This is a genomic window from Paenibacillus sp. JNUCC 35, from assembly GCF_058269095.1.
In genome coordinates, this window is the sequence record NZ_CM177771.1 from 4,339,497 (window position 1) to 4,354,596 (window position 15,100).

9 protein-coding genes and 2 rRNA genes are annotated in these 15,100 nt (G+C 52.2%); 2 read left to right on the plus strand and 9 right to left on the minus strand.

Features of this window, described 5'->3' with window-relative positions:
- The first annotated feature begins 88 nt into the window (after positions 1-88).
- Entirely contained in the window at positions 89-1,027 is a 939-nt protein-coding gene (locus tag AC2TF6_RS19575; RefSeq protein ID WP_491308134.1) for a D-alanyl-D-alanine carboxypeptidase family protein, read from the plus strand.
- Between the two features lie 164 nt (positions 1,028-1,191).
- Here AC2TF6_RS19575 and AC2TF6_RS19580 read toward each other — a convergent pair whose 3' ends face one another.
- The 7 genes from AC2TF6_RS19580 to AC2TF6_RS19610 all read right to left on the minus strand — a co-directional run bounded on the left by AC2TF6_RS19580 (position 1,192) and on the right by AC2TF6_RS19610 (position 10,558).
- Positions 1,192-3,108 (minus strand): arginine--tRNA ligase, encoded by a 1,917-nt coding sequence (locus AC2TF6_RS19580; protein ID WP_491308135.1) that lies wholly within the window; start codon positions 3,106-3,108, stop codon positions 1,192-1,194.
- A 1,185-nt stretch (positions 3,109-4,293) separates the two neighbouring features.
- On the minus strand, positions 4,294-4,638 hold the full coding sequence (cyoD, locus tag AC2TF6_RS19585; protein WP_009677253.1) for a cytochrome o ubiquinol oxidase subunit IV: 345 nt from the start codon (positions 4,636-4,638) through the stop codon (positions 4,294-4,296).
- 1 nt (position 4,639) lies between these two features.
- The gene (gene cyoC, locus AC2TF6_RS19590) at positions 4,640-5,239 is read right to left on the minus strand and encodes a cytochrome o ubiquinol oxidase subunit III (protein ID WP_170318738.1); all 600 of its coding nucleotides are present in this window, start codon (positions 5,237-5,239) and stop codon (positions 4,640-4,642) included.
- Positions 5,240-5,269: 30 nt separating this feature from the next.
- Complete coding sequence (locus AC2TF6_RS19595; RefSeq protein WP_491308136.1) at positions 5,270-7,240, minus strand: cbb3-type cytochrome c oxidase subunit I; 1,971 nt, start codon at positions 7,238-7,240, stop codon at positions 5,270-5,272.
- A gap of 23 nt (positions 7,241-7,263) precedes the next feature.
- Positions 7,264-8,232, minus strand: coding sequence for a ubiquinol oxidase subunit II (gene cyoA / locus AC2TF6_RS19600; protein WP_491311689.1), 969 nt, complete (start codon positions 8,230-8,232; stop codon positions 7,264-7,266).
- A gap of 495 nt (positions 8,233-8,727) precedes the next feature.
- Positions 8,728-9,006: a hypothetical protein gene (locus AC2TF6_RS19605; protein ID WP_009677268.1), complete on the minus strand. Its 279-nt coding sequence runs from the start codon at positions 9,004-9,006 to the stop codon at positions 8,728-8,730.
- Positions 9,007-9,418: 412 nt separating this feature from the next.
- A complete protein-coding gene (locus AC2TF6_RS19610; RefSeq protein WP_491308137.1) occupies positions 9,419-10,558 on the minus strand; it encodes a glycoside hydrolase family 88 protein in 1,140 nt (379 codons plus the stop codon).
- Positions 10,559-10,675: 117 nt separating this feature from the next.
- On the opposite strand from AC2TF6_RS19610, the gene AC2TF6_RS19615 reads away from it, so the two are divergent.
- Positions 10,676-11,539, plus strand: a complete 864-nt coding sequence (locus AC2TF6_RS19615; RefSeq protein WP_491308138.1) for a helix-turn-helix domain-containing protein — start codon at positions 10,676-10,678, stop codon at positions 11,537-11,539.
- A gap of 211 nt (positions 11,540-11,750) precedes the next feature.
- Here the strand turns inward: AC2TF6_RS19615 and rrf are convergent.
- Positions 11,751-11,867 (minus strand): 5S ribosomal RNA (gene rrf / locus AC2TF6_RS19620).
- 134 nt (positions 11,868-12,001) lie between these two features.
- A 23S ribosomal RNA gene (locus tag AC2TF6_RS19625) occupies positions 12,002-14,918 on the minus strand.
- Positions 14,919-15,100: the final 182 nt, after the last annotated feature.

Here is a 15,100-nt window from a genome sequence, read left to right on the forward strand (position 1 = left end):
TAAGGTTTTCTTATCGGTTTATTAAACGTTAGGGTCCAATATAGAAGGAGAGCAGTTACCGCCTCAAACCGGAAAGGAGCACCACCCTATGAAACTAAAATCAACCCTGCTGGGACTCACGGCCGCCGTCGTCGCCTTGACCCTTGTCTCGGATCCCTTACATGTCATCAAACCTCGCGCGGCTTCCGCCTTATCGACACTGCGCTCTGGTCTTCTGGGCGAAAGCGGCAGCCCTTTAACTTCTTCCGTCGAGGGAGAAGCCGCCGTACTCATGGACGCGGATACCGGCAAAGTCCTTTTCGAGAAACAAAAGGACTCGCGCCTTTATCCCGCCAGCACCACCAAAGTCGTCAGCGCCATGGTCGCCCTCGAGAAAGGCGGCGCCAAGGACCGCATTACGGTCGGCGACGAAATCCGGCTGAAAACGACGGGTGAAAGCACCGCCGGACTGTGGGAAGGCCAGCGCCTTTCACTGGAAGATCTTATCGCCGCGATGATGCTTCCTTCCGGCAACGACGCGGCCAGAACCGTCGCCCGCTACATAGCGGAGAAGGATAGCGGCCGGAAGCTCTCCGCGGAAGAGGGCATCGCCTATTTCGCCGGTCTGATGAACGAGAAGGCCGCCGCGGTCGGCGCCAAGCGCTCCCACTTTACCAACCCGCACGGGCTTCATGACCCCAAGCATTACACGACTGCGGGCGATATGGCATTGCTTGCCCGTGAAGCCATGAAGAACAAAGTGTTCCGCAGCATTGTCGATCAGCCCCGGCATACGGTCGCTTCGGCCGGACATTCGCAAACCTTCGTCAACCGGAACCAGCTTCTTCAAGAGGGCGGCGCCTACTACTTCAAAGGCGTTAACGGCGTCAAAACAGGCTTCACCGACGAAGCCGGCTATTGTCTCGTCTCATCGGCGGACCTCGACGGGAAGAACCTGATTACCGTCGTGCTCCGGTCAAGCTCAGGCGGCGTCTATACCGACACCCATGCGCTGTTAAAGCTTGCCGTGAACAAAGAAGCCGCCTAGGCTAGGCTAGGCTAGGCCAGGACAGACCAGACCGGACCGGACCGGGCCGGGTTAAGCGGCAACGGACCGTCCTAAGCTTGCCGCGCTCTCCTTGCCCGTGCGGCACGCCCCCCTTTCACGAAGCCTTCCGGTCAAGGTACGGCATACCGCGCTCGCCGGAAGAATTACATCCGTTCCGGAGCCGGCAGTCCGAGCACATCGAGCGCCTTCCCCAACGTTTCACGGAATTTCCAAGTCAGCCAGACCCGCAGCTCCACCCGGTCGGCCGGACCCTTCAGTATCGGGCAAGCTCCGTAGAAATTGTTGAACAGCAGCGACAGCTCGAAAGCATAGCTGCAGATCAGATTCGGAGCCAGCTGCCGGACGGCGGCATCCATGGTCTCGGTCCAGTACGCGATCTGCTTCAGCAGCTGACGCTCCGGGGGCTCCAGCGCCCCGCCGTCAATGGAAGGCACCGGAGGCTCCATGAGCGCTTTGCCGCTTCCCATCCGCCCTGCGCCTGCCTTTTCCAGCACACTTCCGGCACGGGCGTAAGCGTACAGCAGATATACGCCGGAATTTCCGCTTACTTCCGTCGCCTGGCGCAGATCGAAAACAACTTCCGTCTGAAGATGATATTTCAGCAGGTAATACCGGATTGCGGCGGCCGCAATCTCCCGGCTGGAAAGCCCCTCCTGCCGGGAGCGCTTGGATTCGATGCTCTCCTCCATGACCTGCAGGAGCTCGGCCACCTTGATGCCTACACCCTGGCGGCCCGACATGGCATATGAGCCTTTACCTGCGGAAGTGTCGACTCCCAGGCTTTCGGCCGTTTCGGGGCTCAGCGACACGACTCCGTAGCTGACGTGCAGCAGCCTGGCCGCCTGCTCCTTGTATCCGAGCGCCTCCAGCGCCAGCTTGACCATCGTCTGCGGATATTCCTGCCGGTAATCGATCACATTGATCACCGTCTCTCCGCGGCCGTACGGCATCGCACATCCTTGCGAATCGGTGGACCAGACGCCTTCCGCGAACGGCATATACGTAAAATCTTGGGACAACAATCCGAACTTCCACAGATGGTACGCGATATCTTTCGCCGTATAAGTTAGTATCCCGTTCGACCGGACGAGCACTTTGTCCGCCTGATGCGCTTCCGGGTCAGGATTTGAGGCCCCCTCCGCTTCACCGCTGCGCTCTCCTCCGTGACGCAGCACCCAGCATCCGGCAAGCTTGCCTTCCTCCACTTTATAAAAGGCCTCGGTAGCCTGGAGATGCTCAAAAGCGGCTTCCCACAGCCCCTCGGCTACAATCCGGCTTTCCCACACGAGCACGTCATAGCCGATGCCGAACGCCTTCATCTCGTGAAGCTGTTCGCGCACAATCTTTTCCGCCGTCAAACGCCCGATCCAGGCCGTAGAAGAGGTTCCTTCCTCCAGCTCGTGCAGAACCTTCGTTCTCTCTTCCTGCAGGCCAGGTTCCTCTTTATACATCCTGTTCACCTTTGCATACGTATCCCAGCAAAAATCACCGAAACGGACATGCTTTCCCTCCGTCTTCGTATGAAGGATACCCACCACCGTATCAGCCAACTGATTGCCCAGATCATCAATGTAATTGTGGATTTCGACTTCACGGCCGGCTCTCGATAATAGGCGCGCCAGCGTATCCCCAATGCAGGAATTACGTAAATGTCCGATATGCGCCGATTTGTTCGGATTGATCGACGTATGCTCGATCACCACCTTTCCCTTCCCGCCATCCCCCGCATAAGCCGAGTATTCCCGGTGGCGGTTCATCCAGGCGCTCCAATCGATAGCAAAATTCAAAAAGCCCGGCGGAGCAGCCTCCACTTTCGAAAAAATCCCTTCTGCAATGCCGGCCTGCTCCAGCTCACTTTTTAGCTTTTCCGCAATCTCCATGGGTGGTTTTCTTAACGTTTTGGCCAAGAGCATGGCCACATTCGTACTATACTCCCCATGCTCGGGATGGGCCGGCTTATCCACCAGCACTTTAATTCCTGGCGGCCACGGCGTACCGGTTTCGTCCAGCAGCTTCCGGACCTGTCTTTCGATTTCATCGCTTAATTGTGTGGAAATCATAGTATCGCCTCCGATTTTTTTGGTGAAACGCAAAAAGCTCCCGTCTCTATGAAGAGACGAGAGCTCGTAAGATCCCGCGGTACCACTCTAAGTGCCCGGCTGCCGCATACCCTATGCGAAAAACCGGACCTCTTTTGACCGATAACGGCGCTCAGCCGGATCTCCCTATTTTCCGTTCAGAAGACCATCTCCCGGGCCCGCGGCCAATCAGACATCCGTACCGGCTCCCACCTCTTCCGGCTCGCTGCGACTATCCGTCTGAATGCCATTCCCGTTCTTAAATGTTCAGATCATTCGTTGGTTGAATAATTAGATTTATTTATACAGGATCGTTCGATCCTTGTCAAGGTGTCAACATTCGGGTACAACAAAATTCTACCTTTGCGATTACTGCCCAAAAGCCAACTCCCACAATTGCTCCATAACAGGGGGATTGAACTCTTGGGGATACAATAAAATTGAAAGGAATAACGTTATCAGGATGGCGACGGTTACCGAAACAGCCCGATTTACGTATCTTGTTCTTTTTATGATGCCAATCGCGATCACTGTACTGTTTAAAACATAATAACGGGAAGACTAACAATTCTGCCAAGCCCCGTGTAAGGAAAGAATTCGATTAACCCTGTAATCAAAAGCATGGAAGGAGCGAGGGCCAAAACACACTGATCCAGAACCGAAAATCTGAATAGAGCAGCCTTGTTCAATCGGGGAAAGAATTTATAGAACATATGACTACAGTTGAGGCATTTATTATCATAAGGAACTACGAACGGAATCAAGGAAATCAGGGCCCCATAAGAAACCTCTCCCGTGAAAAATACAAAGGTAAGAAAAAAGTAAACAGAGAGCAGCAGTCTCGTTAAAATAGAAGAAGTTAGCTTTATTCGGTCACTGTTACAATTAGGACAATGCTTCACACGAATCTCCATCCTTACCCGCCAACTTAAGTTTCGTTAATGAAAAGTACAAAGAAGCTCATAGGTGTACTATTCTTTTTTTGTCGATTCGTTTCCTCTTTTATCCGTGAACATATACCAATCTAATTAATAGCCGGACAGATGGAAGTCTGTATATGTTGCCTTCTACTTCCCTCATGCTCATTTACGAAATAAACATTTTCTTACGGGCGCCCATAAAAAAAGAGCTTCCCCGCATAAACGGGAAAGCTCTTTCGGACCTCGCTCAGTGAGCGACGGTATTGTAAGTCATAATCCAGATGGAACCTGCTACGATCGTCGTCAGAATTACGAGACCGAGAATCAAAGTCAGCAGGTTGTATCGAGGGCCCTTCTCGTCCGTCAAGTGCATGAAGAACAGAAGCTGCACGGCGAACTGGAGAACGGCGGTAATGAGCAGGACCAGAATGGCCGCCTTGCCCGTTACCATTTTGTTCAGGATCACGACCAGCGGAATAATCGTCAGCACGATCGACAGAAGGAAACCGATGACGTAAGACTTCAGAGAACCATGCGATTCATGGTGTTCATGATCATGCGCTCCGCCCGAATGGGTCGTATGTTGTGCCATCTTACATCACCCCCATCAAGTACACGAACGTGAAGACGAAGATCCAGACCACGTCCAGAAAGTGCCAGTACAAGCTGATGATGTTCACTTTGCGGCGTGTTACGGAGTTGATGCCGTGACGGCTTAGCTGAATCATCAAAGCAATCATCCATACCAGACCGACGGATACGTGGATTCCGTGCGTTCCGACCAGGGTGAAGAACCCGGACAAGAAACCGCTCGTGGAGATCGTCGCGCCTTCATGAACCATTTTTACAAACTCGGTTACTTCCAGCGTGATAAAGGAAGCGCCCAGTAGCGCCGTTACGGCCAGCCAGCCGATCAGGCCTTTACGGTTGCCTTTGTTCATCGCCAGCACGGCCAGACCGCTTGTAAAGCTGGACGTGAGGAGGATGAACGTCTCCGCGATAATACCCGGCATTTCGAACAGTTCTGCCGGAGTCGGACCGCCGTTCGTGTTGCCGTGAAGAACGATGTACGTAGCGAACAGCGTACCGAATAGGATAACGTCGGTGATCAGGAAGATCCAGAAGCCGAACATCCGCAGCGATTCGAGGTCATGATGGCCATCATCATGGCTGTGATCGTGCTGGTGAGACATTGCTTTATTAGGACTGCTTGCTTGTGCCAATTAGACCGACCCCCTTGCCGCGGCTTCCGTGCGTTCAATCTCATCCACCGGAATATAGTAATCTGTATCATAGTTGAAAGAATGCGCGAGCATACACAACGCCACTCCGATCATGCCCGGGATGGCGAAGAACATCCAACCGAACACGAATCCGAAGCCCGCGATGAACCAGCAGAGCGATTTGATGAACGGAATCGCCGAGTTTTTCGGCATGTGAATCGGTTCAAGTTTCGCCTTAGGCGCCGGTTTGCCGCCCTGCTCCAGACGCTGCTTCTCTTCCCAGTAAGGATCCTGCACGCTTGCCGTAGGAATCGTCGCAAAGTTATAAAGCGGAGCCGGCGAAGGAATGGACCATTCCAGCGTACGTCCGTCCCACGGATCGCCTGTAGTGTCGCGCTCCATGAATTTGATGCTGTGTGCGATTTGCCACACTTGGAAAATGAAACCGATCCCCATCAGGAAGCCCCCGATAGTGGAAGTCAGATTCAAGCCGTACCAGCCCGAATCCCAACCATACGTGCTGAGACGCCGTGTCATGCCGTCCAGGCCGAGGAAATACTGCGGCATGAAGCAGACATAGAAACCGATATTCCAAAGCCAGAATGCCCATTTACCGAGCTTCTCATTCAGCTTGAAGCCGAAAATCTTCGGCCACCAGTAGTAAAGACCGGCGAAGTATCCGAATGCGACACCGCCGATGAGCACTTGGTGGAAGTGGGCAATCAGGAAGTAACTGTTGTGGAACTGGAAGTCAGCCGGCGCTACGGAGAGCAGCACCCCAGTCATCCCTCCCACGATGAAGCACGGAATAAATCCGATCGTCCACAGCATCGGCGTGTCGAACCTGATTTTGCCTCGGTACATGGTGAACAGCCAGTTAAACACCTTCACGCCCGTCGGAATGGCGATAATCATCGTCGTTATGGCAAAGAAGGCATTGACATTGGCCCCCGAACCCATCGTGAAGAAGTGATGCGCCCAGGTAAAGAACGAGAGAACGCTAATAATCATCATGGCGAACACCATGGATTTGTACCCGAACAATTTTTTCTTCGCGAAAGTCGAGACGACTTCGGAGAAAATACCGAATGCAGGCAGGACAACGATGTAAACCTCAGGGTGACCCCACATCCAGATGAGGTTGATGTACATCATCGGGTTGCCCCCGCCGTCCAGCGTGAAGAAGTGCGCGCCCATGAAACGGTCCAGGAACAGCAGGGCCAGCGTTACGGTCAGAATCGGGAAGGCGAAAATGATCGCGATACAGCTGGAAAGCACGGACCAGGAAAACATCGGCATTTTCATGAGCTTCATGCCCGGCGCGCGCATTTTCAGAATGGTCACGATAAAGTTAATACCGGTCATCAAACTCCCGATACCGGAAATTTGAATCCCCCAGATGTAGAAGTTCTGCCCGACCCCCGGACTGTGTGAAAGCTCCGACAGCGGCGGATAGGCCAGCCAGCCCGCATCAGGCGAGCCTCCGATAACGAAAGACATATTGAACAGCATCGCGCCGAAGAAGAACAGCCAGAAGCTGAGCGCATTCAGGAACGGGAACGCAACGTCGCGCGCTCCGATTTGAAGCGGTACAGCGATATTGAACAAGCCGAACATAAGCGGCATCGCCATAAACAAAATCATGATTACGCCGTGCGTGGTGAAAATTTGGTTATAGTGCTCCGGCTGCAGGAACTCCATATCCGGCATCGCCAGCTGCGTCCGCATAAGCAGCGCATCGACGCCGCCGCGGAACAGCATCAGAATCGAAGCGATGATATACATGATGCCGACACGCTTATGGTCGACGGTAGTCAGCCATTCGCGCCAGAGCCATGTCCATTTTTTAAAATAAGTAAGTACAAAGATGATGGCGATGGTCGCCAGAGCGATACTCACGTCAGCGCCGTAGATCAGCGGATCGCCGGTTACGAAGAACGTGGACGCGAAATCTTTGATTTTATCCAACATGATGGATGTTCCCCCTTTCCTCTCTATTCATGGCCCGTATGAGCGGCGGAAGCTTCTTGCTTCACTGCGCCCGAGCCTTCCGTTGAACTGTTTCCGGCGGCTTTGTCGGAAGTGCCCGACTCGGTACCGGCGGATGGTTTGGCGGGTGCAGGTGCACCAAAGCCTCCATGGTTATGGGATGGGGAGTATCTCGTTACGATCTTCTCAAACAACCCTTCCGGGAATTTGGAGAAGGATTGAACCTCGGATACGCCAGGCTCCGCAAGCTTCTTGTAGCCGTCCAGCGTAAGCTCCGGCGAGCTTCCTTTGATTTCTTTGACCCAGGAATCGAAGTCGGCTTGAGTCGTTGCTTTCGCGACGAATCTCATCTTACCGAAATCTTTACCGCTGAAGTTAGCGCCTGACCCCATATATTCACCAGGCTCGTCGGCCATCAGGCTCAGCTTCATGGCCATCCCGGACATGGTGTAAATCTGTCCGCCAAGCTGCGGAATCCAGAAAGAGTTCATCGGTGCGTCCGAAGTCAGTTCGAAACGGACCGGCACATCTTCCGGAAACTGAACATAGTTAACTGTCGCGATACCTTGCTCCGGATAATTGAAAAGCCATTTCCAGTCCAACGATGTAACTTGGATCGTGATCGGCTTAACCTCTTTCTCGGCCGCAAGCGGTTTGGAAGGCTCCAACGCATGCGTGTAACGAACCGTTATGATACCCAGTGCCAAAATAATCAGAATCGGGATCCCCCACCAAATGGTTTCGAGCTTGGTGCTGTGCTCCCAGTTTGGCGTATATTTCGCCTTTCTGTCCGGCTTGTCACGGTAGCGCCATACGATTACAAAGGTAATCACGAGTACGGGTACGATGATGACCAGGCAGAGCAGAGTCGAAATCACGATCAAATCCATCTGCTGCTGACCGACGGGACCTTTCGGATCCAATACGATCGGACTTTTACAGCCTGCGGAAACGACCGTCATCAAGACCAGCATGAATACTGCGCTAAAACGCCGGAACAAGTTCCCCTTCTTCAATTCTCCTCATCTCCTGACTAACGCCTCCGCCATCAGAAGATGCGGAGATCGTTCGTTCTTACATGTATGTGATAAACATAACAGAAACGGAATCGAACATCTGCCCTGTTAACAAAGGTGTCATCGAACCGTTGAAATTCCGTAATAGAAAGTTCAACGTTTCGACGTTTTTTTGTAATGAATAGGCAGAAAACCTTGTCAGACCAACGTTTTCACCAAAACTTGGATGAAACCTCTCACCCATCCGACTCTAATTGTGAACGTAAATTCTGTCCGATTGTGTCGATTTCCAGACACACCTTAAGCTTCATTACCCGAAACGGCCGTCTTCTAACAACCTGTCCCGGTTAAATATGCGCTCTTTCTCTCACACGTTCATACTCCATACTCCAAGACAATAGAAAAAGCCCTCCACCCTTTCGGGGTCCGGAGGACTTCTCATTCAATGCTGCGTCATTCGGTTACTTCGCCGTTCTCCTGCTGTTCGAATTTACGCTCGTGCACCAGATGAATCGCTGTGCCGATTGTATAAATGAACACGCTTCCGACCATAAAGCCGATGCCGACCATCAACGTCAGGTTCTTGTCGCTAAAGTGGAATACGTTCCACAAGCTCATAATAATGCCGATTACAAGCGAGCTCCATGCCATCATGTTCATAAAAGTAAATAAGCGACCAACTTCGCGTTCGTTTTTTTGTCTTTGCGGTACCGTTAATGTTTTAGTTGTCATTGATATCACTTCCCTTTCGTGCAGTAAGGGTCTATTTGTGTCTATTATAGCACAATCTTTAAAATTTGTTCAAACAATTTTCAAATTTTGATCAATAATTGGACACTTTTTATTACCCGAAATGAGAAGGAGGTAAACATTAGGTAAACAGCCTCCCATTATCTTAGCTGCACAGTTGCCTGCAAAGACTCCTTTCCCCGTTAATCCGCGAATTTCCGCAAATTGGCTCTTATGAACTTGCGGCAGCTCCTACTTTCGATGGTCGTATGACTGTGCCAGGGAGCATACTCCCTAACCACCCTTGTATGATTCCATTTATGAAAAGACGTTATCCGTTCTTAAAAAGACTGACACTCTGAGACTGTATGTGTATTTCTCTGTTTTTCCGGATGTCCTTCGCTTCCTTGCTTCTTTAAAAAATGCTTCCCTGCCAGCCGTTCAGCTTTGCGGCCGCCTCGACAAAGAAGTAATCGCCGTAGATCAACCCCACGTCGACGTTCTGGCCGGCAGGCTTATTTCCCGTGCCTTCCCGAAGGATCGCTTCGGTCTCGTCATCAAAAGACGCGTACGATCCTGCCAAAGCTGCCATGATCCTCACCGCGGCCCGCTCATACAGCTCTCTTTCAGGGGGAGCCACATGCTTTGCGATTTCAAGCAGACCGGACGCCGCGCAAGCTGCCGCCGACGTATCTCTGGGCTCCCCTTCCGAATTCCCGGTACGGAAATCCCAGTGGGGCACGGCATCCTCCGGCAGGGAAGCCAGAAAATAGTGGGCGACTCTTTTCGCCGCATGCAGGTAACGTATATCACCGGTGTACCGGTAAACGTTCGCCATCCCGTAAAGAGCCCACGCCTGACCGCGGCTCCATCCCGATTCCGGCGAATGTCCCTGGCCTCCCAGCGCTTCCAGAAAAGCCCCCGTCTCCGGATCAAAGCTGACAATGTGCCTGACCGATCCGTCTTCCCGGATAAAATGCTCCAGCACGGTATCCGCATGAGCCGCCGCTATATGGCGAAAGCGGGGATCCTGGATTTCTTCCGCCGCCCAGAAAAGCAGGGATAGATTCATGCAGGAGTCAATGATGGCCCAGCCGGTTTTGTCCTGATTCCAGGCGCGTAGAAAGCGCCCGGCCAGATTAAACCGCCCCGCCAGAAAATTCGCCGCCTGAATCCCCCTTCGGCGTGCATCCGCATCTCCCGTAAGCTTGTATTTGATCACGGCAGTCGGAAGAAACTGAAATCCTACATCATGATGAAGGTTCGAATTGCTTACCATACACTGTTCCAGATTCGCATCCCAGTCCCAGGCTCTCGCCCGGAATGAAGGATCACCCGTCATTTCATGCATAATCCACAACATCCCTGGCCAGAACCCCGATGTCCACCAATCGATCCTCATATCATCGTATACCCCGTCAAAAGCAACATGAGGCGATTTATTCCCCATTTTTTGTGCCATCACGTTTACTTTCTTATACAAACTGCCCCATAATTCTTCCTTATTCACCGTTATCCCTGCCTTCCCGGCAATCCGTCCGGCATTCCACTCCACCGCTGCAGACTCCGTTTGTGTCGTTATTCTTCTATCGTAGCAAACTCCGTCCGGACTTGTTTTGGGGATATTATGATATAATGTTGTCATATTACGAATTCATTGAGGTCGCTCGCCATGAGACTAGATAATTATGCCGATCTTGGACGGCATCCCGTGCAGCTTTCCCTCTGTCTGAATCGTTCGGAAAGCTTTCGCGATATTTTCCATGCCCATCAGGGAATCGAAATTTTATATGTCCACCGCGGCAACGGGAGGGTCATGATCGGGCAGGAACTGTTCGAGATGAAACCCGGCACACTCCTTTTTTTCAAACCCTTCCAGCTTCATACAATTCGGATGACCATTACCGAACAACAACCATACATCCGTTCCATGCTTCTGTTCGATCCGGCCGTGTTGCTCCGGTATACCGAGCCTTACCCGTCGTTAAACAGTTTCTTGCTGCAAATCTGGAAACATCCTTTCGGTGATCAGTGGGTGGACGTCACGGATACGGATGCCATGGATAAACTCTTTCATTTTTATAAGGGTGAACCCCAAGTAAACCGGAACACTCCAGCCCAGTCCGAAAAAGTTCTGCTGGATACGCTCTCCCTCCTCCACCGGATTCAAGCCCTTTTTGATAAACAATCAGCCGTAGGCAGAGTAGGCTCCGCACTCCGCTTTTCTCCGTCTGTGGTTGCCATCCTAGCATGGATCGAAGGCAACTATGCCTCGGAATTCCGTTTAACCGATTTGGCCAGGCATGTGCACCTCACTCCCAACCATGTTTCCTACCTGTTCCACAGGGAGACCGGGAGCACCTTGACTAACTATTTGACTGCTAAACGGCTGCAACAGGCCTCTTTTCTTCTCAAAACGACGAACTTATCCGTCCGCGAAATCGGCCACCGAATCGGATTTTCTAACTTCTCTTACTTCTGTCAACTGTTCAAAAAGCACAACGGTCTTTCGCCCGCAAAATATCGCACGAGTTAAGCACAAAAAAGGCAGAACGTCTTCAGACGTCCTGCCTTTTTTATGCCTAAGCTGCTGTTACAGTTTCAAACCATCGAAACTTATAGAACAGAAGCAGTGTTCCGATGTAATGCCATTAATATAGCTTCTAGTAGAATTCAAAACGCCGGTAAATTCGTCCACATACAAAAAGAGTCCTCTTGAACGGTTACGTTCAAAAGGACTCTCATTTGCTTGGCAACGTCCTACTCTCCCAGGACCCTTCGGTCCAAGTACCATCGGCGCTGGAAGGCTTAACGGTCGTGTTCGGGATGGGTACGCGTGGTTCCCTTCCGCCATCGTCACCAAACAGGTGTCTATTCAGACACATCAGGGTTGCTCCCTGAAAACTAGCAGCGAAACGTGCAGTCGATCCATCCAAGATCTTGTGGTGCATATGTGTTATATGCTTTCGATGCGGTCTTTCCTGTCGGAAAAAGCCTTGTGGTCAAGCCCTCGACCGATTAGTATTGGTCAGCTCCACACATTGCTGTGCTTCCACCTCCAACCTATCTACCTCGTCGTCTTCAAGGGGTCTTACTAATTGGGAAATCTCATCTTGAGGGGGGCTTCACGCTTAGATGCTTTCAGCGCTTATCCCTTCCGTACATAGCTACCCAGCTATGCCTCTGGCGAGACAACTGGTACACCAGCGGTACGTCCATCCCGGTCCTCTCGTACTAAGGACAGCTCCTCTCAAATTTCCTGCGCCCGCGACAGATAGGGACCGAACTGTCTCACGACGTTCTGAACCCAGCTCGCGTACCGCTTTAATGGGCGAACAGCCCAACCCTTGGGACCTACTTCAGCCCCAGGATGCGATGAGCCGACATCGAGGTGCCAAACCTCCCCGTCGATGTGGACTCTTGGGGGAGATAAGCCTGTTATCCCCAGGGTAGCTTTTATCCGTTGAGCGATGGCCCTTCCATGCGGTACCACCGGATCACTAAGCCCGACTTTCGTCCCTGCTCGACCTGTATGTCTCGCAGTCAAGCTCCCTTATGCCTTTGCACTCTTCGAATGATTTCCAACCATTCTGAGGGAACCTTGGGGCGCCTCCGTTACTCTTTAGGAGGCGACCGCCCCAGTCAAACTGCCCACCTGACACGGTCCCTCTACCGGTTAACGGTAGTAGGTTAGAACTCCGATACGATCAGGGTGGTATCCCAACGGCGCCTCCACCCAAGCTGGCGCTCAGGCTTCAAAGGCTCCCACCTATCCTGTACAGATCGTACCAAAGTCCAATATCAAGCTGCAGTAAAGCTCCATGGGGTCTTTCCGTCTTGTCGCGGGTAACCTGCATCTTCACAGGTATTAAAATTTCACCGGATCTCTCGTTGAGACAGCGCCCAAGTCGTTACGCCATTCGTGCGGGTCAGAATTTACCTGACAAGGAATTTCGCTACCTTAGGACCGTTATAGTTACGGCCGCCGTTTACTGGGGCTTCGGTTCACAGCTTCGGATTGCTCCTAACCGCTCCCCTTAACCTTCCAGCACCGGGCAGGCGTCAGCCCATATACTTCGCCTTGCGGCTTCGCATAGACCTGTGTTTTTGCTAAACAGTCGCTTGGGCCTTTTCACTGCGGCCCCCTCGTGCTATTCACACTACCGGGGCACCCCTTCTCCCGAAGTTACGGGGTCATTTTGCCGAGTTCCTTAACGAGAGTTCTTCCGCGCGCCTTAGAATTCTCTTCTCGCCCACCTGTGTCGGTTTGCGGTACGGGCACCTTCGCCTGGCTAGAAGCTTTTCTCGGCAGTGTGAGATCAAGACCTTCGCTACTGTAATTTTCGCTCCCCATCACAGCCCAGCCTTACGATGTGCGGATTTGCCTACACATCAGCCTCACTGCTTGGACGGACATCCATCAGTCCGCGTCCCTACCCTGCTGCGTCACTCCATTGCTCATAACGGCTTACGGTGGTACAGGAATTTCAACCTGTTGTCCTTCGACTACGCCTTTCGGCCTCGCCTTAGGTCCCGACTTACCCTGAGCGGACGAACCTTCCTCAGGAACCCTTAGGCTTTCGGCGGATCAGATTCTCACTGATCTTTTCGTTACTCATACCGGCATTCTCACTTCTGTACAGTCCAGCAGTCCTCACGATCTACCTTCACTCCGTACAGAACGCTCCCCTACCCATGCACGCAAGGTGCAAGTCATAGCTTCGGTGGTGTGTTTAGCCCCGTTACATTTTCGGCGCAGAGTCACTCGACCAGTGAGCTATTACGCACTCTTTAAATGGTGGCTGCTTCTAAGCCAACATCCTGGTTGTCTGTGCAACTCCACATCCTTTCCCACTTAACACACACTTGGGGACCTTAGCTGATGATCTGGGCTGTTTCCCTCTTGACAATGGATCTTAGCACTCACTGTCTGACTCCCGGGGTAATGTCTGTGGCATTCAGAGTTTGACTGGACTTGGTAACCCTTGGCGGGCCCCGCACCCAATCAGTGCTTTACCTCCACGACACATCCCCCGAGGCTAGCCCTAAAGCTATTTCGGGGAGAACCAGCTATCTCCGAGTTCGATTGGAATTTCTCCGCTACCCCCACCTCATCCCCGAATTTTTCAACATTCGTGGGTTCGGGCCTCCAGTGCGTGTTACCGCACCTTCACCCTGGACAGGGGTAGATCACACGGTTTCGGGTCTACGCCTGCATACTATAGTCGCCCTATTCAGACTCGCTTTCGCTGCGGCTCCGCCTCTTCAGCTTAACCTCGCATGCAAACGTAACTCGCCGGTTCATTCTACAAAAGGCACGCCATCACCCATTAACGGGCTCTGACTTCTTGTAGGCACACGGTTTCAGGTTCTTTTTCACTCCCCTCCCGGGGTGCTTTTCACCTTTCCCTCACGGTACTGCTTCACTATCGGTCGCTAGGGAGTATTTAGCCTTGGCAGATGGTCCTGCCGGATTCCGACGGGGTTTCACGTGTCCCGCCGTACTCAGGATCCGTCTAGGCATACGTTCACTTTCGGCTACAGGGCTGTTACCTTTTCCAGCGGACCTTTCCAGATCACTTCACCTAATGAACTTTTGCCACATTGACGTCCTACAACCCCAAGGAGCAAGCTCCTTGGTTTGGGCTAATCCGCGTTCGCTCGCCGCTACTGACGGAATCACTATTGTTTTCTTTTCCTCCAGGTACTTAGATGTTTCAGTTCCCTGGGTGTGCCTCCAATGCAGCTATGTATTCACTGCATGGTAACTGCGCATTACCACAGCTGGGTTCCCCCATTCGGACATCCCCGGATCTAAGCCTGCTTACGGCTCCCCGAGGCATTTCGTCGTTCGCCACGTCCTTCTTCGGCTCCTAGCGCCTAGGCATCCTCCGTGTGCCCTTATTAGCTTGACCAAACGCTCCGTTATATCCTGACTCGTGCTATTAAGCTGCGCTTAACAAATCACTTCTCAGCATATAACCTCACTTTACATCAAACCATCAAGGTTTTGGATGATTCTAGTTACATGTTTCGCTATCTAGTTTTCAAGGATCAACGTTTGAAAAGAGAAGGAAATTCTCCTTTCAAAACTGAC

Excerpts from the sequence above, each read along its gene's own strand:
- AC2TF6_RS19575 (WP_491308134.1), top strand. The coding sequence starts at position 89 with ATGAAACTAAAATCAACCCTGCTGGGACTCACGGCCGCCGTCGTCGCC.
- AC2TF6_RS19580 (WP_491308135.1), bottom strand. The coding sequence starts at position 3,108 with ATGATTTCCACACAATTAAGCGATGAAATCGAAAGACAGGTCCGGAAG.
- cyoD (WP_009677253.1), bottom strand. The coding sequence starts at position 4,638 with ATGGCACAACATACGACCCATTCGGGCGGAGCGCATGATCATGAACAC.
- cyoC (WP_170318738.1), bottom strand. The coding sequence starts at position 5,239 with ATGTCTCACCAGCACGATCACAGCCATGATGATGGCCATCATGACCTC.
- AC2TF6_RS19595 (WP_491308136.1), bottom strand. The coding sequence starts at position 7,240 with ATGTTGGATAAAATCAAAGATTTCGCGTCCACGTTCTTCGTAACCGGC.
- cyoA (WP_491311689.1), bottom strand. The coding sequence starts at position 8,232 with ATGCTGGTCTTGATGACGGTCGTTTCCGCAGGCTGTAAAAGTCCGATC.
- AC2TF6_RS19605 (WP_009677268.1), bottom strand. The coding sequence starts at position 9,006 with ATGACAACTAAAACATTAACGGTACCGCAAAGACAAAAAAACGAACGC.
- AC2TF6_RS19615 (WP_491308138.1), top strand. The coding sequence starts at position 10,676 with ATGAGACTAGATAATTATGCCGATCTTGGACGGCATCCCGTGCAGCTT.